Below are 18,126 nucleotides of genomic sequence, written 5' to 3'. Positions count from 1 at the left end.
TCCGACCGGGCCCGACCCGGCGGGGGTGGCCCAGCGGCCCCGGCCGGTGGCTAGGGTGAGGCGAATCCGGACCGAAGGAGTACGTCGATGACCGGCCTGCCCGCCACCGCCACCACGCTCGACTCACCGCTGCTCAGCTGGTGCGACGACGCGACCGGCGAGCGGGTCGACCTGACCGCGGGGCAGCTCGGGGATTGGGCGGCGCGCAGCGCCGGCCTGCTGCGGGACGGCTGCGGCCTGGCCCCGGGCAGCCGGGTCGCGGTGCTGCTGCCACCGCACTGGCGTACCGCCGCGGTGCTGCTCGGCGCCTGGTCGGTCGGGATGGCGGTGTCGTTCCGGCCGCGCGCCACCGCCGGGCTGCCGGTGCTGGAGCCGGGCGGCGACCTGCCGTACGACGCGGTGTTCGTGACCCCGGAACGCCTCGACGACTGGCTGGAGGACGTACCCGAGGGGACGCACCGCTACCTCGTCGGCACCGGGGCGGAGCCGCTGACCGAGGTGCCCGGCGGCTGGCTCGACTGGTCCACGGAGGTGCTCCGGCACACCGACACGCCTCCCGACCACGCCTCGATCCGCCCGTCGGACCCGGCGAGCCCGGACGGCACCAGCTACGACGAGTGGGGGAGCATCGCCCGGGAGCTGGCGGACCAGCTCGACCTGCGGGCCGGCGACCGGCTGCTGGTGGACGCGGCCGAGCACGAGCAGCCGCTGAAGTGGCTGCTGGCACCGCTCTCCGTCGGCGCGTCCGTGGTGCTCTGCGCCAACCTCGACCCGGCCCGGCGGGACGCCCGGATCGCCGCCGAGCAGGTCACCCGGGTCCTGTAGGGGCGCCCGGTAGCGCTCTCCGGCCCCCTGCCGTTACAGCCACATCCGCCCAGGCCGCAGGTCTGTTGCCGGTGCCGCTGACGTGGTCTCATACCGGAAGACGACGTCATCGACCCTGGTCATGGCAACCCCGCGTCGATTCCGCACCGCTCCATCTCTGAAAGGTGCACCGATGCACAGGAGACCGATCTTCCGACTGGCAGTCCTCACCGCCACCGCCGCGACGTTCCTGGCGTCCGGTGGCGCCTACGGCGCGGTGGCAGCAGCGCCCATGACCGGCTCGCCCGGCGTCGAGGCGTGTGAGCCGCACGCCGACGACCACAGCGTCGCCCGGGTCGCCGAGGGCGCCACCGCCAAGGAGCCGGAGCTCTACTCCAAGAACGAGGCGAACGCCTACGGCGTGATCAAGGATGCGCCGCGCCTGGCCAACGGCAGCGTCACCGTGCCGACGGTCTTCCACATGGTCTCCGACCACCCGCTCACCCCGGCCGAGACGACCAGGTGGAACACGCTGATCGCGGCGCAGATGGAGGTGCTCAACGATTCGTTCGCCGGCAGCACCGCGGCGAACGCCGCCGACACGCCGTTCCGGTTCGACCTGGTCGACACCACGTGGACGGTAAACAGCGACTGGTACACGGTCGTGCCGGGCAAGAACGAGCGGGACATGAAGAAGGCGCTGTACACCGGCGACTCCCGCACCCTGAACGTCTACGCGGCGAACATCGGCGGCGGGCTGCTCGGCTGGGCGTACTTCCCGAAGGGCTACAACAACGGCCGCGACTACATCGACGGCGTGGTGATCCTGGACGAGTCGATGCCGGGCGGCACGGCCGGCAAGTACGCCCTGGGTGACACGCTGACGCACGAGGTCGGGCACTGGCTGATGCTGGAGCACACCTTCGCGCACGGCTGCTCCGCCTCCGGCGACTTCGTCGCGGACACCCCGCGCGAGGCGCACCCGCAGTTCAACTGCCCGGTGGGCGCGGACACCTGCACCGCACCCGGTCTGGACCCGATCCACAACTTCATGGACTACACGCAGGACTCCTGCATGAACATGTTCACCGCCGGACAGGCGGACCGGATGAGCGACGCCTGGGTGGCGTTCCGGGCCGGCGGCGCCGGCTGACAAGAAGCATCGCCGGGGTCGGCGGGCCGCACTCAGCGGCCCGCCGACCCCGTTGTCGCACGGGCAGCGTCCCAGGCGGGGCTGGTGAGGAAGTACGTGTCGTACAGCTCCTGCACCTCCAGCAGGCTCTGCGGCGGCACCTTGCCGTACGAGATCCGCTCCAGGTGCCGGAAGTACTCGAAGCGCTCCACGCCGGGTGTGATGACGATGAGGATGTCGGCGTCCTCGCCGGGGGCGGCGGCGAAGGCGTGCGCGAGACCGGGCGGCACGATGACCAGATCGCCGCGTTCCGCGGTGACCACCTGGTCGCCGGAGAGCAACTGCGCGGCGCCGTCCAACAGGTAGAAGAGCTCGGCCGAGTTGGCGTGGTGGTGCGGCCGGGCGCCGTCGGCCCCGCCGGTGAGGGTGACCCGCTGGGTCGAGAGGGCACCGCCGGTGGCGCTGCTGTCGGCGAGCAGCCGGATCGTGGTGGGTGCCCGGCCGACGACCTCCGCGTCGGCGGCGCGGACGATGACGGACTCGGTGAAGTCGGGCGCGATCAGGGACATCTGGTGCTCCTTGGCGGGGGCCGGTCAGCGGGCGGAGAGCAGGGCGGCGCGCTGCGACGCCGTGTCCAGCCTCGCCGTCGACCTGCCCTTCGCCAGCCAGGACGCGCCGGTCGATCTGCCCGAGCCATCGGCCGCGCCCGGCCCCCGGATCGGACATGGTCGCGGGCAGCACGTCGTGGCGGCTGGCGCAGATCAACGGAGCCCGTCCTGAGCCCCTGAGCGCCCCCTTCCTCGGCCTTGGGGGCGGTCGAGGTCCGCGGGCTGCCTCCATGTGCGCGCGCTTTAGAGCTGATGACGCAAACGACTCAGCGCTGCCTGAGCCACGGCGGACGCCGCGAGCAGGCCGAGGCGTGATCCACCGGCAGGGCACACCGCCCGCCGCCGTCCGGCAGCGGTCGATCACAGAAGACCCAGTGGCGTACGCCCTGCTGGTCCTCGGCCGAGACGGTCACCCCGCCGGGCTCGACGCGGGCGCTGAGCCGGGCCAGCACCCGGGCGGCGGTCCGGGCGAAGATCCGGGCCCGGAGCAGGTCGGGTGCGGTGACCGGCAGGTGGATCACCCAGCGCTCGGTCATCGGTAGCGGTGGTTCGCCGACTGGTCGCTCTGCCAGACGCGCAGCGCGTTCTTGATCCGTACGTTCTCCTCCTGCACCGCGACCAGGGCGGTCTGCGCGGCGGTGAGTTCGTCGGCCACCCGGTGCAGGAAGGCGCGGATCTCGACGGGGTCGAGGCCGCGCCGGCGCACGTTGAAGCACCGCTCGCGGATCTGCCAGGGCCGGAGGGGCTGCTTGTGGTGGGCTTCCGCTGTCGGTGGTCTTTCCTCGCGCCGGCTCAACAGCCGGCGGAACAGGTCGCGCACGGGGGACCGCCCTTCGTCGGGTCACGTCGAAGTGGAGGGGGCGGCCTCCGCCGGTTGCGGTCGGCGGAGACCGCCCCGCCCTGCCACCGCAGCCTCGATCGGCGGTACGGCAGCAGGGCCGCGCCGGGGAGCGCGGCGGGTGGGGTCTCGGCGGCGATGCGAGACCGGTACGAGAGGCGCCAACCGACCGCAGCAGCACCGCATCACCGAGAGCGACGCTATTGCCACCGAGTCACCTATGTCAAGCACGTCTCTGAGTCAGCTAGTCACTTGTGTCACTCGCGCTACGTGTGTTGCCTGCGTCGAAACGGCTGATCAATACTGGGTGGGCCAACCGACTGCAAGGGGCCCCACGTGCCTATTCCGCCCACGATGGACGACCTGCTCGACGCCCTCAGGAGGAAGATCAAGGACGGGACGTATCCGCCCGGTTCGCAGCTTCCCTCAGGGCGTGCGCTGGCAGACGAGTACGACGTCTCGCAGTCCACGATCAGCCGGGCGGTGGCGAGGCTGCGGAAGCAGGGTGTGCTGGTCGGCCGCCCGGGTCGCGGCGTCTTCGTTGCGGAGTCCGCACGACGCTGACTGCTGGCGGCAGACGCGAGCAGGCGCAACGTCAATCGTCCGACTTCCCAGCCCTGCATGGTGTCACCGTCTGCCCCTGATCCTGCTGGACCAACGCCGACGGGAGCCAGAGAGCGGCAGGCCTCTGCCCTAGATCTCGACACGAGCTTTAGCAGTGACGGGTGAAGCCCGCTCGCCGGCAATGGTTGAGAATTGGGCCGTGGCTTCCTACGACGACGTCCTGCAGCTAGCGCGAGGGATTCGGACCGACTACCGCCTCGACCGCGCGCCGCTCGCCAGAGGCGGGCAAGCTGATGTGTTTGCCGCAATCCATAAGCAAACGGACCTAAGGGTTGCGTTTAAACGGCTTACGTCCAGAAACCCAGAGGCCGTTGCCAGGATGAAGCGTGAAATCGACTGTGGCCGGGAGTTGGGTTTTACACCGCACGTCATACAGGTGCTCGATTCTAGTCCCAACTACGACTGGTTCGTGATGCCGCTTGCAGAGGGAAGTGCGGAAGCTTTCGTCGACGAACTGCAAGACGCTCAAGAGCTTCGGTCCTTTGTCTCGGCTGTGTGTGATGCCCTTGAAGCGGCGCATTCGCTCGGCTGGGTACATCGCGACCTGAAACCCGCTAACGTCCTTCGCCTCGATGGGCAGTGGATGCTAGCGGATTGGGGCTTGGGACGGCGGCCACGTGGTCAAACAACCGAAGCGAACCGCACCCGAGTCGGGACATTCCTTGGCACTGAGGGATTCGCGCCGCCGGAGCTTGGGACTGACGCGCACGCGGCGGGACCAGCCTCAGACATCTACAGCTTGGGCCAGCTAATCGGTTGGATCATTCGACGCGAGTGGCCACAGGCGAACATGCCGTTGGTTCCAAAGCAAGGGCCGTGGCGCGGCATAGTGAGGGCAGCAACCCAAATTGACCCTGAACGCAGGCCTCAGGATGTTGGCAGCTTTCGTGCCCTGGTTGCTTTCGAGGTTGACGAGCCGCCACCGGTGACCGGCGAGCTCGCAGGGCAACTGCTGATGCTGGCAAAGTCCGGCGACACAAGGGCCGGGGATGATTTATTCGAGTTGGCGGCTGCCCATACTAGTGACTTCGATCTCTATACAGGTCCGCTGGTGCAGGTGCCAAGACAGCGGACGTATCAAGCGGTGACTAGCAACCCTGCTCGATCGGCTGAGCTCGTCCGAGCAATGGCTGGACATTTGAATGGTGCTAGCGGGATTCCACATGAGCGCGCCAACGATGTGATCACGTGGCTCTTCGTGATCGCGGAACGTGCCGCTCAGCTTCGTGACTGGGACCTTCTCGAGGAGGCTGCTGACGTGTTATTTCTGTGGGCCGGGCGGTGGGACCAATGGCGGCCGCAGGACCAAATAGCTTCGTGGCTTGTTGCATTATCCGGTGACTCCGCGCGCGTGGTGGCGGCTGTGCTGCGCCGGCATCCTGATTCAGCGGAGCATTTCAGAGACCTTGCAAGCGATCAGCGGGTCGACGCCCGGATCAGAGGTGTCGTTGCTGCAGGCGGATAGGCACGGGCAGGCAGCGCGAGTAACCCAGAGGTTGCTAGCGAGGTCGCTGGCCTGGTGCTAGTGGGTCGGGTCCACCCGTACCTACCCTAAGCGGTCAGGTTGAACGACTTACCGAGGTTTGACCCGTGACCAGCTTCGGTGTCCTGCGGTACGGTGCCTGTCTACGACGTTTGGGGGGGTCGGGGTGGACCCGCTGATCGCGGATCGCTACGTATTGCTGGCCGGCGAGCCCAAGACAGGTGGGTTCTCGGTGGTCCACAGGGCGGTGGATCGGCTCGACGGGACGGCCGTTGCCGTCAAGTTTGTGAGCCACGACGATGCTCACCTAACTCGCCTGATCTTCGATCGAGAGATGGAAGGGCTTAAGGCTCTTCGTCATCCAAACATAATTCAACTCCGGGATTCTGGAATTGAGGAAGAGACTGGGGCTTTCTACCTGGTGCTCGATTGGGTCGACCGATCCCTCAACGATGTATTGAAACAGGGCGGACCCTATGAATGGGAGCAGTTAGCCACCTCGGTCGCACAACCACTGGCATCCGCGTTGTCCCACGCCCATCTGAAACTGATCGAGCATCGAGACATCAAGCCAAAGAACGTTTTGATTGCAGCAGACGGGTCTCCGCTGTTGGCAGACTTCGGTATTTCGAAGATCCGCACCAGTTTGGACCAATCTGATCGAACGGTTGGGATGTTTCGATCAGGTCCTTACGCGCCTCCCGAGGCCGATGCGCCCCTGCCGTATGTCCGTGACGTTTACTCGATGGGCGTTCTCCTAATCCAGGCCATGCATCAAGCGCGCATTACCGACTTCCACGAGGTCGCCCCCGCGCTCGAAGCAATAAATGTCCCACCGGATGTCCGCAGACTTCTCCAACGCTGTACTAGTACCGACCCCACACAAAGGCCAGCAAATGGCACGGTATTTGCGGAAGAACTCAGACAAGCCGTCGGCAGGGATGTTGGCCTTCGCGCTGCCCGACGAAACGTGGCATGGCTGAAGTTGACCGCGAGCGCCCAGCGGCAACTGCTCGCCGGCGGCATTACAGACGATGCGGACACCCCCGAGGCGCTAGTTATGGCCGATTTGAAGGGGGAGGTTTTCGCCGATTTCCGGTTCGACCGTGAAACAGCGAACATTGATCGGAAAGTTATCTTCGTAGTTGGGGCTGGCTGGAGGCTGACCTTGAAGCCCGACGAAAGTCAAGGCGCCTTCATCGTTACCGCCGCTCGAACACTCGACTATGAGGCACTCGAAGCCATACGGCGCCGTTCAATGAATGTCGGACGACAGGTGACATGGACCTGCGCACCGCCGCAGGACCGCAGCTCGGCTAACGCTGGCCTTGAGGCTCTCATTCGAGGACTAGAAGACTTTTACGACTCGAAACTGGCCGCGCGGGATTTCGCCCAGGACCGAGCGCTGCAAGATGACCTCTTCGACGATTGGGGGCGCCTTCTCCAGGCGCGTGAAGAGATCGCGCGTGGCGAGCGACGCCCACTGCAGTACCAAGGTCGCCACGCGCGTGGTCGCGAGGTGGACTTCTCTCTGACCAACCAGACGGACCTTGACCTTGTCGGCGACGAGATGGAAGTAGTAATTGAGGAGTCGCGTCGCACCATTGCCCGTGGAGAGGTCATCGCGCAGGCTGACGGTGAAATCACATTGCGAGCAAGGCGTGCACTTCCTGTCTTGCCGGCCCGCGCCACACTCGTTCCGTACCTCGGTCCGACCAAGATTGCCCTGCAAAGGCAGATGGATGCCGTTTCGGCGATCAAGAGTGGAACGTCGGCACGGGATGACCTGCGGGATATAGTCCTCGATCCGACCGTGGTCTCCGCGCCGGTGCCAAAGACGATCACGTCCTGGAACCGAAGCCTCGACGACGGCAAGCGCAATGCTGTCTCGGCAGCTCTCGGGGCTCCCGACCTGGTCCTGGTGCAGGGCCCACCCGGAACCGGAAAGACGGACTTTATCGCCGAGACCGTCTACCAATTCCTCCAGATGCAGCCCGACGGCCGTGTGCTTATTGTGAGTCAGACCCACGTTGCCGTTGACAATGCCCTTTCCCGACTAGAAGCCGCAGGTGTTGGAGGCTTGGTCCGGCTCGGTAAACCGGATGATCCGCGGGTGGACGTGGCCGTGAAACACCTGCTTCTAGACCAACGTATGAGTAAATGGGCAGCCGCCATTCGGCGCAAAGCCGAAGGGCATTTGGAGCAGGAAGCAGGCGCGGTCGGAATCGAGTCGGCTCACCTGCGAGCAGCACTGGCGCTGCAGCAGCTTGTCAGTGTCTTGCAAGAGCAGGATGCTGTGCAGGCATACATTGACGCCTCCAGCGGTTCCGGCGACTCTTCTGATCTTGCGACCAGCCTCGGGGTTGTTGACGACGCTGCTGGCCTACAGGAGCGGATGGACCGCCTGCTGGATCAACAGACCGAACTGGTTGCAGAGGCGCAGCGTCAATTGGCAGGCGATCTTACGGTCCGTGTGGACATGTCCGCCGATGATGCGCGGTCGGCCGTCGACGTGCTCATCGGCAGCACCGGTAGAGGGCAGACACTCCTGCGACTACTTGATCTTCAAGCCCAGTGGCTCCAGCGGGTTTCCTCTGACCGCAATCTCGCGACTGCCTTCCTAAATACGGCCAGAGTGGTTGCTGGCACGTGCCTCGGGTTCCTGAGTCATGCTGCTGTAAGAAGCCTAGATATTGACCTATGCATCCTCGACGAGGCGTCTAAAGCCACTGCGACCGAGGCTCTCGTGCCTATGGCCCGCGCGAGACGTTGGATCCTGGTGGGAGATACGAGCCAGCTTCCTCCGCTAGACGAGGAGCTTCTTCGCTCGCCCGAGTTGCTCGGCGAGTATGGCCTCGAGGCGGATTTCGTCCGACAGACGCTGTTCCAGCGGATGGCGCACCGCTTGCCGGCGCACTCGCAGTTCATGCTTACTGACCAATATCGAATGATCCGCGCCATCGGCGACATGATCTCCACCTGCTTCTACGACGGCAAGCTTCGTTCACCAAATACGCAAGGCCTGCGAGGCTATGAGCTTCTCGGCAAACCAGTCCTGTGGATAGACACCGCACATCTCGGAGATCGACGCCGGGAGGACGTGCCTAGTGGTTCGGACAGAAGTGTGGCCAACCGAGAGGAAGCAAGGATAGTTCTCGATCGGCTGCGGGCCTTGGACGGAGCGGTCAGCAAGAACTTGATTGCCAAGCCCTCAAATGGTAGACCACTCGAGGTTCTCCTGATTGCCCCCTATCGCAGGCAGGTTGACGAACTCAAGCGACGTACGGCGACTGCCTCGTTACGCAATCTTGACATCAATGTTCAGTCGGTTGACGCGGTACAGGGGCGGCAATGCGATGTCGCTCTTTTCTCTGTAACGAGGAGCAATTCCGGGGGTCGGCTGGGCTTCTTGGGAGCAGATTACTGGCGGCGTATTAATGTCGCGTTGTCCAGAGCACGCTTTGGCCTGACCATCGTTGGTGATGCTGACTTCTGTCGGTCTTCGCCTGGCGCACTCCGCGAGGTCTTGGACTACATCGCCTCCCATCCTGAAGACTGCGAGCTTCGAAAGGCCGACCATGCTTGACGCCGATACGCTCCTGCAGCAACGCTTCCGTAATCAGCGCCCTGGTCTCGAATTGATAGCCATCGAAGATGCAGCTCTACCGGTGACGGTCGTGGGCACGGACGTGCTGGCACAGGAGCGAAAGGCTCTCCCACTTCTCGATGAGTTCGTCCTGCGTTTCACGGATGCGGGGCTGCCATCAGTCGACGACATTGCCGCCTTTCTCGGGCTAGAGCCGCAACTTGTCGAATCAACTGTCGCCGATCAAGCGCGCTCAGACAACATCAGCCGGGCGGCTGGCAGGCGTCCGCTGATCCTGACTCCTCGCGGCAAACGGGCGGTGCAGGAACTCGAGGCTGTGCAGCCGGTAGAGAAGCAATTGCCGGTGACCTTCGACCGCCTCACATGGGCAGTCGCTGATTACTCGAGAAATGAGCTGATCGCGAGGCGGGAGGCTGAAGAATCGGGAATGATTTTGCTTCCGGCGTCGCGGACGTCCCGAATCTCCGCTGCTGACTTGACGGCTCCCGCCCTGAATGCTCTGCTCGCTGGCCGCACCGTCGACCGTCCCCGTTTCGAGGTTCTGAACGTCCGCAAGGTGCATCCCAACACGCATAGATTCCTGCCCGTAAAACTCCTCGTCTACGGCGATGTGGACCGAGGTGAGGTGCAACTTGCCGTGTCTGTTGACGGGGATCTTAGTCAACGTCACGAATTAGCCCTGAATGCGCTCGGTGGGGCAGAAAGACTTGGTATCCGGGTGGCTGAGCCGGTGCCGCGGCCCATGTTGAACGAGGAAATTGAAGCTGCACGGGTCGGACAAGCGGACATCGCGGACCTGCGCGCCACGACGATCAACGGACGGCTCGAAGCCGCCCAGGTAAGCGCCCCGTCGATTACACAGTTGGCGCCAACGAGCAGCGCAGAGCAGGAACTTGCGAACATTCCTGTTCGGAGCGTAAGTATGCTGGAGCACAGGGAACTGCTGCGGGAGGCTCTGGAAACCGCTCGTTCTAGAATTCTGGTGATTTCCCCTTGGGTCAAGGCGGCTGTGGTTGACGCTAGCTTCCTTAGCCGGCTGGAACGGCGGATCCGCGCGGGTGTTCGAGTGTCCATCGCGTATGGTTTCGGAAACGACGATCGTGGATCGGATCCGAAGGCGCTCGAGCGCCTGGGCAATCTTCAGCGCCGGTATCACGATCTGTTCACGTTCGCGCGACTGCCAAGCACCCACGCCAAGATCTTGATTTTTGATGATACTTGGATTTCAACAAGCTTCAACTGGCTTTCCTTCCGCGGCGACCCGGATCGGACCTATCGAATGGAAGAGGGGACCCTAGTGCGCATCGCCTCTCAAGTGGCCACGGAATATGAAAGGTACGCCGCCCTCATCGATGAGCAGCGGATCCCTGCTAGTCGCTAAGAAGATGAGTAGCCGCAAATCTAAGAAGATTGAGTAGCCGCAAAGGGGAGGCGTTAAGGCGAGCTATCTCGAGAACTTATCGATAGTGCCGGCACCGCCTCGGCTCCTATGCTGCCTCTGTTGATAGCTGAGTCGGACGAGGGATCGGACGATTAGCCCTGGGTGGGCCGGACAGTGCCACGGAGTCGATAAATGCCCGCGTCAGTCACTGGTCGGGAGCCTCGGCCCCAGTACGTCGTCCGCATCCACGATCGTGTACGCGTACCCCTGCTCCGCCAGGAACCGCTGCCGGTGCGCCGCGTACTCGGTGTCGATGGTGTCCCGGGACACCACCGTGTAGAAGTGCGCCTGTCGCCCGTCGGCCTTCGGCCGCAGCACCCGCCCCAGCCGCTGCGCCTCCTCCTGCCGCGACCCGAACGTCCCGGAAACCTGGATCGCCACCGCCGCCTCCGGCAGATCGATCGAGAAGTTCCCGACCTTGGAGATGACGAGGGTCCGGATCTCCCCGGTGCGGAACGCGTCGAAGAGCCGCTCCCGCTCCTTGTTGGTGGTCGACCCCTGCACGATCGGCGCGTCGAGGTACTCCCCGAGCTGGTGCAGCTGGTCGATGTACCCGCCGATCACGAGGACCTGGTCGTTCGGGTGCCGCTCGACCAGGGCGCGCACCACCGGCAGCTTCGTGCGGGCGGTCGCCGCCATCCGGTAGCGCTCCTCGGCCTCGGCGGTCGCGTAGGACATCCGCTCGGCGTCGGTCAGCGTCACCCGTACCTCGGTGCACTCGGCCGGGGCGATCCAGCCCTGCTGCTCGATGTCCTTCCACGGCGCGTCGTACCGCTTGGGGCCGATCAGGCTGAACACGTCGCCCTCCCGGCCGTCCTCGCGGACCAGAGTCGCGGTCAGGCCGAGCCGGCGGCGGGCCTGGAGGTCCGCGGTGAACCGGAAGATCGGCGCGGGCAGCAGGTGGACCTCGTCGTAGACGACCAGGCCCCAGTCGCGGGCCCCGAAAAGGTCCAGGTGAGTGAACGCGCCGCCGCGCCGCGAGGTGAGCACCTGGTACGTCGCGATGGTGACCGGGCGGATCTCCTTGCGCTCGCCGGAGTACTCGCCGATCTCCTCCTCGGTCAGCGAGGTGCGGGCGATCAGCTCCCGCTTCCACTGCCGGCCGGCGACGGTGTTGGTCACCAGGATCAGCGTGGTGGCCTTCGCCTCGGCCATCGCCGCCGCCCCGACCAGCGTCTTACCGGCGCCGCAGGGGAGCACCACCACGCCCGAGCCGCCGGCCCAGAACGCCTCCACCGCCTCCCGCTGGTACGACCGCAGCGTCCACGGCTTGCGGCCCTCCTTGCCGGCCTCGGCCAGGTCGATCTGGTGCGCCTCGCCGTCGACGTACCCGGCCAGGTCCTCCGCCGGCCAGCCCAGCTTCAGCAGCGCCTGCTTGAGCCGGCCCCGCTCCGACGGGTGCACCTGGATGGTGTCGTCGTCGATCTTGTTGCCGAGCATGCCGGCGAGCTTCTTGCTCTTCGCCACCTCGATCAGCACCAGCCGGTCCAGCGCCCGCAGCACCAGCCCGTGCGCGGGGTCGTTGGCGAGCTGGAGCCGGCCGTACCGGTCCATCGTCTCCGCCACGTCCACCAGCAGCCCGTGCGGCACCGGGTAGCGCGAGTACTTGATCAGCGCGTCCACCACGGCCTCGGCGTCGTGGCCGGCGGCCCGGGCGTTCCACAACCCCAGCGGCGTCAACCGGTAGGTGTGCACGTGCTCCGGGGAGCGCTCCAACTCGGCGAAGGGGGCGATCGCCATCCGGCAGGACTGCGCGTCGGGGTGGTCGATCTCCAGCAGCAGGGTCTTGTCCGACTGCACGATCAGCGGTCCACCACTCACGCCAGCGTCCTCTCGTCGACCGGGATCGTCGGCAGCTCACAGGCGGTACCCGCCCGCCCGGCCGACCATCCAGTGTTGCACGCGACCGGGTGACCCCCGAAAAAAACGGTCACCGGGTGCAACGTTTCGCAAGCCCGACACGTCTACCAAGAGGACGGCAGACTCGGGAGGACACACATGACACAGGTTCGACTGCACCTCCGGGTCGCCGCCCTGGCCGTGGTCGCGCTGGTCGGTGTCGCCGGATGCGCGCTCGATCCGCAGGCCGACCCGGGTGGCGTTGGAGGAGGGCTCGCCCCGGTCGGCTCGGCGGGACAAGGATCGGGGGCGAGCGCCGTCGCCGCGCCCGACCAGCCGACCCGGTCGGAGCCCACCCCCACCCGGACGAAGGCGACCACCGCCCCCAAACCGGTGCGCGGCACCCCCGCGACGCCGCAGCCGAAGCCCAGCCGAACCGCGCCGACGCAGGCCCCTGCCGCCGGGTGCCCGCAGGGCGAACACCAGCGCGAGGTCGAGGCGTACCTCGCCGAGCTCGGCGGGTTCGGCAAGGTCACCGTCGACGGCCGGCAGTCGGCCGCCGACTGCAAAGCGATCAAGAAGTTCCAGAAGCGGTACGACATCCGCCCCGTCGCCGGCCGCGCCGGCCCCCTCACGTACGGCGTGGCGAAGCGGCTCGCCACCACCGACGTCAAGCGGTGCAAGGCCGGCTCCGGCACCACCTTCTGCGTCGACCTGACCCGGCAGACCACCTGGGTGATGCGCGGCGGCGAGGTCGTCGCCGGCCCGACCGTCACCCGCACCGGGATGGCCGGCTTCGCCACCCCCGCCGGCACCTACAAGATCTTCAACCGGGACCTGAAGGAATGGTCCGACCCGTACGAGGTCTGGCTGCCGTACTGGCAGCAGTTCAACGGCGGGATCGGCTTCCACGAGACCACCACCTGGCTGCACAACGGCGCGATCGGGTCGCACGGCTGCATCAACCTGCTGCCCGCCGACGCGGTGCGCTTCTGGGAGCTGGGCAAGGTCGGCCACCGGGTGTCGCTCGTCGGCCGCCGCCCCGGCACCTGACCGGCACCGGGGCGGGGCCTCACTCCTCCCGTACCGCCGCGGTGATCCGGTGCAGGGCGAAGGTGTGCAGCATCTCCGTCCGGTCGTCCTCGGCGCGCAGGTAACCGGCGCCGATCGACACCGGGCGGAGCAGCCGCGACGCGGTCGCCCCGTGCGCGTCGACGTATCCGACCCAGACCAGCGCCTTGTCCCGTACCGCCTGCTGGAGCACCGCCAGGGCGTCGCTGTGACTGTGCGCCGGCATCGGGCCGGCCGCGGTGCGCACCGCGCCGCCGCGCACCACCGCCGGCGCCCGTCGGGCCGCCCGCGCCGCCGCCTCGCCCCGCCGGATCTGCTCCACCACGCCCAGCAGGCGGGGCGTCGACAACTTCGGCGTGGCCAGCGGGTCGAGGCTCCGGGTGGTCACCGGGACCCGGGCGGGCGCCCGCCGGGTCTTCGGCCGGGACAGCACCGCCGCGCCGGTGGCGTCCTCCGGCACCGGGGCGTACCCGGTGTCGCGCAGCGCCGTCAACATCCGCCCCACCTGGTACGGGGTGACCAGCACCGTCGGGGCGAGCCGGCGGAACGCCAGCGACTCCAACCGCCGGTCGGCGAGCACCTCCGCCAGCAGCGCCTCGTCGTCGCTGCGCACGTACCCGCCGGCCGAGCCCACCCGCAGCCCGCCGTGCTTGCGCGCCACGTCGTCCACCATGTAGGTCAGCCCCTGCGGCACCGGGGTACGGGACCGGCGGCGGAAGAGCGCGTGCAGGTCCTCGGCGGTGTAGCCGGCGTCCAGGGCGCGGCGGACACTCGCCGTGGTCACCCGGTGCACGCTCGCCCCGCCCGCCGACTCGTGCTCGGCCACCACGTCCAGCTCGGCGGCGAGCGCCGGGTCGGGCGGGCCCGGCACCACCACGCTCAGGTCGGCCTGCACGAGGAAATGGTCGACCGGGGCGGGGAGCAGGGCGTCCAGCGCCCGCACCGTGCTCGACGGGTCGCCGCTCTCGACGTCCGCGTGCAGCCCCAGCGGGTCGGCGGCCCGCTCGTCGGCCTCGGTCACGTCGGCCAGCAGCAGCCGCCCGTACGAGGTGAGCGCGCCGAGCCCGGTCACGCCGAGCTGGGCTGCCTCGGCGAGCACCTCCCGGTGCGCGGCCTCCCGCCCCCGGCTGCGCCGCGGCGCCCGCCAGTCGAGCAGCTCCAGCACCTCCTCCGGCGTCGGCGCGGTGGCCGGCTCCAGGTCGGCCAGCACCCCGAGCACCGCCCGGCGGGCGGCCGGCGCACCGGCCCGTTCCGCCTCGGCGGAGAGGACGCTGATCGGCCGGTCCCGCTCGTCGCGCTGCCCGACCAGGCCGGCCTGCCGGCTCATCGTCAGCCACGCCCGGGCGAGCTGCTCCCAGCGGTGCGCCAGCGACACCGCCCGCCACACCTCGTACCCGCCGGTGGGCAGCACCTGCTGGTCCGCGCCGTGCCGGGTGGTGGTGGCACCGGGCAGGTCCAGCTCGCCGACCAGCCCGCCCGCGTACGCCACCTCGAAGAGCAGCGCGGTGGTGGACTCGTCCTGCCCCACGACCCGGGCCAGCCGGCGCAGGTCGCGCACCCCGACACCACCGGAGCGCAGCACCGGCGCCGGCTCGGCGGCCAGCGCCTCCAGCAGCGCCTCGGTGTGGCGTACCACCTCCATGGCCTGCCCGGCGCCGGCCGAGTCGACGACCTTGGCCTCGCGGGGCGCGGCGGCCACCGGCGGGGGGCTGGTGCGCAGCGGGCCGAGCGGGCCGCTGTCCCGGCGCAGGAGCAGCCCCACCTCGCGGGGCAGTTCCACCGTGCTGGCGGAGACCGGCACCAGCAGCCCCGCGTCGACCAGCCAGCGCACCGGCGAGCCGGTCGGCGCGCCACCGTTGGTGAGGTCCGGGGGCAGGTCGTCCTCGGCGCCGAGGGCGGGCGCGCGCAGCGCGCCCGGGGGCACGCTGCCCACCGGCGGGCCGGCGGCGAGCCGGTCCAGGATCGCCCGGGCCGACGGGGGAGCGGAGAGCAGCGTCCGCCGCAGCTTCGCCGGGTCCGCGCAGAGCGCCGCCGTCCGCGGGTCCAGCTCCGCCGCCGGTCGGCCCAGACCCGCCGGGTACGACGAGACCTCGTCCACGCTGGCGGCCACGCGGAGCGCGTACTCCGGGCCGTACAGCAGGAAGAGCGCGCGCAGCTTGTCCACCGCGCGTCGGACGACGGCCGGCGCGGGCGGGTGCGGCCCGGCGGTGGCCGTGGCGAGCACCGCCTCGGTGGAGGTGGTGGCGTCGGCCGGGTCGCGGGTCAGCCGGGCGGCGTCGAGGATCTGGAGGGTGAACTGGTCCAGCCCGTCCAGGGCGCGGGCCACGGAGACCCGCGACTCGGCCCGGGTGGCGAGGGCGGAGACGTCGGCCGGCACCGGCACGACGAGGTCGGGCCGCAGTTGGAGCAGGGCGGCGAGCGACTCGTCGGGCAGCGCGCGCAGGTGATCGGCGAGTGAGGTGGTCATCGTCGTTCCACGCTAGCCCGCCGGAGCGGCTTCCCGCCCCTCGGACGACCGGCTCGGCCGGCGCACCACCGGTCGGGCCGGGCCGGTCCCGCCCGGCGGTGCCGGTAGGTTCGTCGCATGCCCGCGCTGATGGTCGGATTCGACCTGGACATGACCCTCGTCGACTCCCGTCCCGGCATCGCCGCCTGCTACCGGGCGCTGACCGCCCGGACCGGGGTGCACGTGGACGCCGAGCTGGCCGTGTCCCGGCTCGGCCCGCCGCTGCGCACCGAGATCGCCCACTGGTTCCCGCCGGAGCAGGTCGAGGAGGCGGTGACGATCTACCGCGAGCTCTACCCGGCGTACGCGATCACGCCGACGGTGCCGCTGCCCGGGGCGCGGGAGGCGGTGGACGCGGTGCACGCCCGCGGCGGGCGGGTGATGGTGGTGACCTCGAAGATCGGCCGGTTGGCGCGGCTTCACCTGGACCACCTCGGGCTGGCCGTGGACGAGCTGGCCGGGGACCTCTTCGCCGAGGAGAAGGCGTCCGCGCTGCGCGAGCACGGGGCCGGGCTCTACGTGGGGGATCACGTCGCGGACATGGTGGCCGCGGCGGCGGCGGGGATCCCCGGGCTCGGGGTGGCCACCGGTCCGTGCACCCCGGACGAGCTGCGGGCCGCCGGGGCGCACCTGGTGCTGGACGACCTCTGCGGATTCCCGGCGGCGCTGGACCGGATCATCGGGCTAGCCTTGGAGCAGCAGACGTCTCAAGTGAAGCAGGGGTTCTCAGGTGCCGACGGGTCGAGTGAAGTGGTATGACGCGGCCAAGGGATACGGGTTCGTCACCAGTGACGAGGGTGGCGACGTGTTCCTGCCCAAGGGCGCGCTACCGGCGGGTGTCACCGACCTCAAGGGTGGGCAGCGCGTCGATTTCAGCGTGGTGGACAGCCGCCGGGGCGCCCAGGCCATGGGGGTGAAGTTGCTGGAGGCCCCGCCGTCGATGGCGGAGCTGCGCCGGCGGCCCGCCGAGGAGCTGCACGGCCTGGTCGAAGACATGATCAAGGTGTTGGAGGCGAAGGTGCAGCCGGACCTGCGCCGGGGCCGCTTCCCGGACAAGAAGACCGCGCAGAAGATCGCTCAGCTGGTCCACGCGGTGGCGCGCGAGCTGGAGGTCTGAGGGACCAGCCCGGCGGCGGCGGCCCGGCCCAGCAGCGCCTCCACGGCGGCGAAGCCCGCGTCCCCCAGGTCCGCGGTGAACTCGTTGACGTAGAGGCCGATGTGCCGGTCCACCACGTCGGGCTCCATCTCCTGGGCGTGGCGGAGCACGTAGTCGCGGCTCACCGCCGGGTCCGCCCACGCCTGCCGGACCGATTCCCGGATCCAGCCGGCGGCCTCGACCGGGTCGACGGCGCCCTTGCGGGCCAGGATGGCGCCGAGCGGGATCGGGAGGCCGGTGTCGGCCTCCCACCACTCGCCCAGGTCGACCAGGGCGGTCAGCCCGTGCCGGTGGTAGGTGAAGCGGGCCTCGTGGATGACCAGGCCGGCGTCGTACCGACCGGCGGCCACCGCGGGCATGATCTCGTGGAACGGCACCACCTCGATCCGGGCCGGCGGCCGCTCCGCCGCCCAGAGCCGGAAGAGCAGGTACGCCGTCGTCCGGTCGCCGGGCACCGCCACGGTGGCCCCGGACAGGTCGATTGGCTCCGCCCGCCGAGCCACCCCGGCCCCACCGGCGAGCGCACTGGCCCGACCGGCGAGCGCACTGGCCCGACCGCCGCCGCCGTCGCCGCCGTTGCCGGTCCGATCGCCGGTGTCGCCGGTCCGATCGTCGCTGTCGCCGGTCCGATCGTCGCTGTCGCCGGTGTCACCGGCCCGATCGTCGCTGTCGCCGGTCCGGTCGCCGCCGAGGGTGCCGCGAGTCAGCACCAGCGGGCCGCAGCCCCGCCCGAGCGCCCCGCCGCAGGGCAGCAGGTGGTAGTCGTCCAGCAGCCACGGCAGCGCCGCGTAGCTCACCTTGACCAGGTCGAACGCGCCACGCTCGGCGGCGGTGTTGGTGACGTCGACGTCCGCGTAGGTCACCTCGACCGGCGGCGCGCCGGGCACCCGCCCGTGCACCAGGGCGTCGAAGACGAACGTGTCGTTGGGGCAGGGCGAGATCGCCAGGGTGAGCGCCACGCCCCCACGGTAGCCCTGCCTCCGCCCCCGCCCGCCCACCCCGCCCCGCCCACTGTGA

The 18,126-nt window shown here is 68.6% G+C and carries 15 protein-coding genes; 9 read left to right on the top strand and 6 right to left on the bottom strand.

What is annotated here, in order from left to right:
- Positions 1-87: 87 nt before the first annotated feature.
- Both AC5L3Z_RS22130 and AC5L3Z_RS22125 read left to right on the top strand, forming a co-directional pair.
- Complete coding sequence (locus AC5L3Z_RS22130) at positions 88-825, top strand: TIGR03089 family protein (RefSeq protein ID WP_494844727.1); 738 nt, start codon at positions 88-90, stop codon at positions 823-825.
- Between the two features lie 172 nt (positions 826-997).
- A complete protein-coding gene (locus tag AC5L3Z_RS22125) occupies positions 998-1,957 on the top strand; it encodes a zinc metalloprotease (RefSeq protein ID WP_494844725.1) in 960 nt (319 codons plus the stop codon).
- Positions 1,958-1,989: 32 nt separating this feature from the next.
- Here AC5L3Z_RS22125 and AC5L3Z_RS22120 read toward each other — a convergent pair whose 3' ends face one another.
- From AC5L3Z_RS22120 to AC5L3Z_RS22110, 3 genes are all read right to left on the bottom strand, one after another.
- Positions 1,990-2,505: a cupin domain-containing protein gene (locus AC5L3Z_RS22120; protein ID WP_494844724.1), complete on the bottom strand. Its 516-nt coding sequence runs from the start codon at positions 2,503-2,505 to the stop codon at positions 1,990-1,992.
- A 305-nt stretch (positions 2,506-2,810) separates the two neighbouring features.
- Positions 2,811-3,080: a hypothetical protein gene (locus tag AC5L3Z_RS22115; RefSeq protein ID WP_494844723.1), complete on the bottom strand. Its 270-nt coding sequence runs from the start codon at positions 3,078-3,080 to the stop codon at positions 2,811-2,813.
- Entirely contained in the window at positions 3,077-3,343 is a 267-nt protein-coding gene (locus tag AC5L3Z_RS22110) for a DivIVA domain-containing protein (protein WP_494844868.1), read from the bottom strand. Before AC5L3Z_RS22110 ends, AC5L3Z_RS22115 begins: the two co-directional genes overlap by 4 nt.
- A 393-nt stretch (positions 3,344-3,736) precedes the next feature.
- On the opposite strand from AC5L3Z_RS22110, the gene AC5L3Z_RS22105 reads away from it, so the two are divergent.
- From AC5L3Z_RS22105 to AC5L3Z_RS22090, 4 genes are all read left to right on the top strand, one after another.
- On the top strand, positions 3,737-3,946 hold the full coding sequence (locus tag AC5L3Z_RS22105) for a winged helix-turn-helix domain-containing protein (protein ID WP_494844722.1): 210 nt from the start codon (positions 3,737-3,739) through the stop codon (positions 3,944-3,946).
- A 199-nt stretch (positions 3,947-4,145) separates the two neighbouring features.
- Complete coding sequence (locus AC5L3Z_RS22100; RefSeq protein ID WP_494844721.1) at positions 4,146-5,471, top strand: serine/threonine-protein kinase; 1,326 nt, start codon at positions 4,146-4,148, stop codon at positions 5,469-5,471.
- Between the two features lie 184 nt (positions 5,472-5,655).
- Positions 5,656-9,075, top strand: a complete 3,420-nt coding sequence (locus AC5L3Z_RS22095) for an AAA domain-containing protein (protein WP_494844720.1) — start codon at positions 5,656-5,658, stop codon at positions 9,073-9,075.
- Positions 9,068-10,477, top strand: coding sequence for a phospholipase D-like domain-containing protein (locus AC5L3Z_RS22090; RefSeq protein ID WP_494844718.1), 1,410 nt, complete (start codon positions 9,068-9,070; stop codon positions 10,475-10,477). The genes AC5L3Z_RS22095 and AC5L3Z_RS22090 overlap by 8 nt, the downstream gene beginning before the upstream one ends.
- 201 nt (positions 10,478-10,678) lie before the next feature.
- On the opposite strand, the gene AC5L3Z_RS22085 is transcribed toward AC5L3Z_RS22090, so the two are convergent.
- Entirely contained in the window at positions 10,679-12,358 is a 1,680-nt protein-coding gene (locus tag AC5L3Z_RS22085; protein ID WP_494844717.1) for a DNA repair helicase XPB, read from the bottom strand.
- A gap of 177 nt (positions 12,359-12,535) precedes the next feature.
- Here AC5L3Z_RS22085 and AC5L3Z_RS22080 point away from each other — a divergent pair, with 177 nt between their 5' ends.
- A complete protein-coding gene (locus tag AC5L3Z_RS22080) occupies positions 12,536-13,429 on the top strand; it encodes a L,D-transpeptidase family protein (RefSeq protein WP_494844716.1) in 894 nt (297 codons plus the stop codon).
- A 19-nt stretch (positions 13,430-13,448) separates the two neighbouring features.
- Here AC5L3Z_RS22080 and AC5L3Z_RS22075 read toward each other — a convergent pair whose 3' ends face one another.
- Positions 13,449-15,914 carry a helicase-associated domain-containing protein gene (locus AC5L3Z_RS22075; RefSeq protein WP_494844715.1) on the bottom strand — a complete coding sequence of 822 codons (2,466 nt, stop codon included), beginning with the start codon at positions 15,912-15,914 and terminating at the stop codon, positions 13,449-13,451.
- Positions 15,915-16,031: 117 nt separating this feature from the next.
- Here AC5L3Z_RS22075 and AC5L3Z_RS22070 point away from each other — a divergent pair, with 117 nt between their 5' ends.
- Both AC5L3Z_RS22070 and AC5L3Z_RS22065 read left to right on the top strand, forming a co-directional pair.
- Entirely contained in the window at positions 16,032-16,712 is a 681-nt protein-coding gene (locus AC5L3Z_RS22070) for an HAD family hydrolase (RefSeq protein ID WP_494844714.1), read from the top strand.
- Entirely contained in the window at positions 16,684-17,070 is a 387-nt protein-coding gene (locus tag AC5L3Z_RS22065) for a cold-shock protein (protein ID WP_334531951.1), read from the top strand. The genes AC5L3Z_RS22070 and AC5L3Z_RS22065 overlap by 29 nt, the downstream gene beginning before the upstream one ends.
- Here AC5L3Z_RS22065 and AC5L3Z_RS22060 read toward each other — a convergent pair.
- Complete coding sequence (locus tag AC5L3Z_RS22060; RefSeq protein WP_494844712.1) at positions 17,031-18,068, bottom strand: 1,4-dihydroxy-6-naphtoate synthase; 1,038 nt, start codon at positions 18,066-18,068, stop codon at positions 17,031-17,033. The genes AC5L3Z_RS22065 and AC5L3Z_RS22060 overlap by 40 nt on opposite strands.
- Positions 18,069-18,126: the final 58 nt, after the last annotated feature.

The organism is Micromonospora sp. LZ37 (assembly GCF_059359015.1).
Note: the sequence above shows the minus strand (reverse complement) of the source record. Positions and strands in the feature narration are given on the sequence as shown.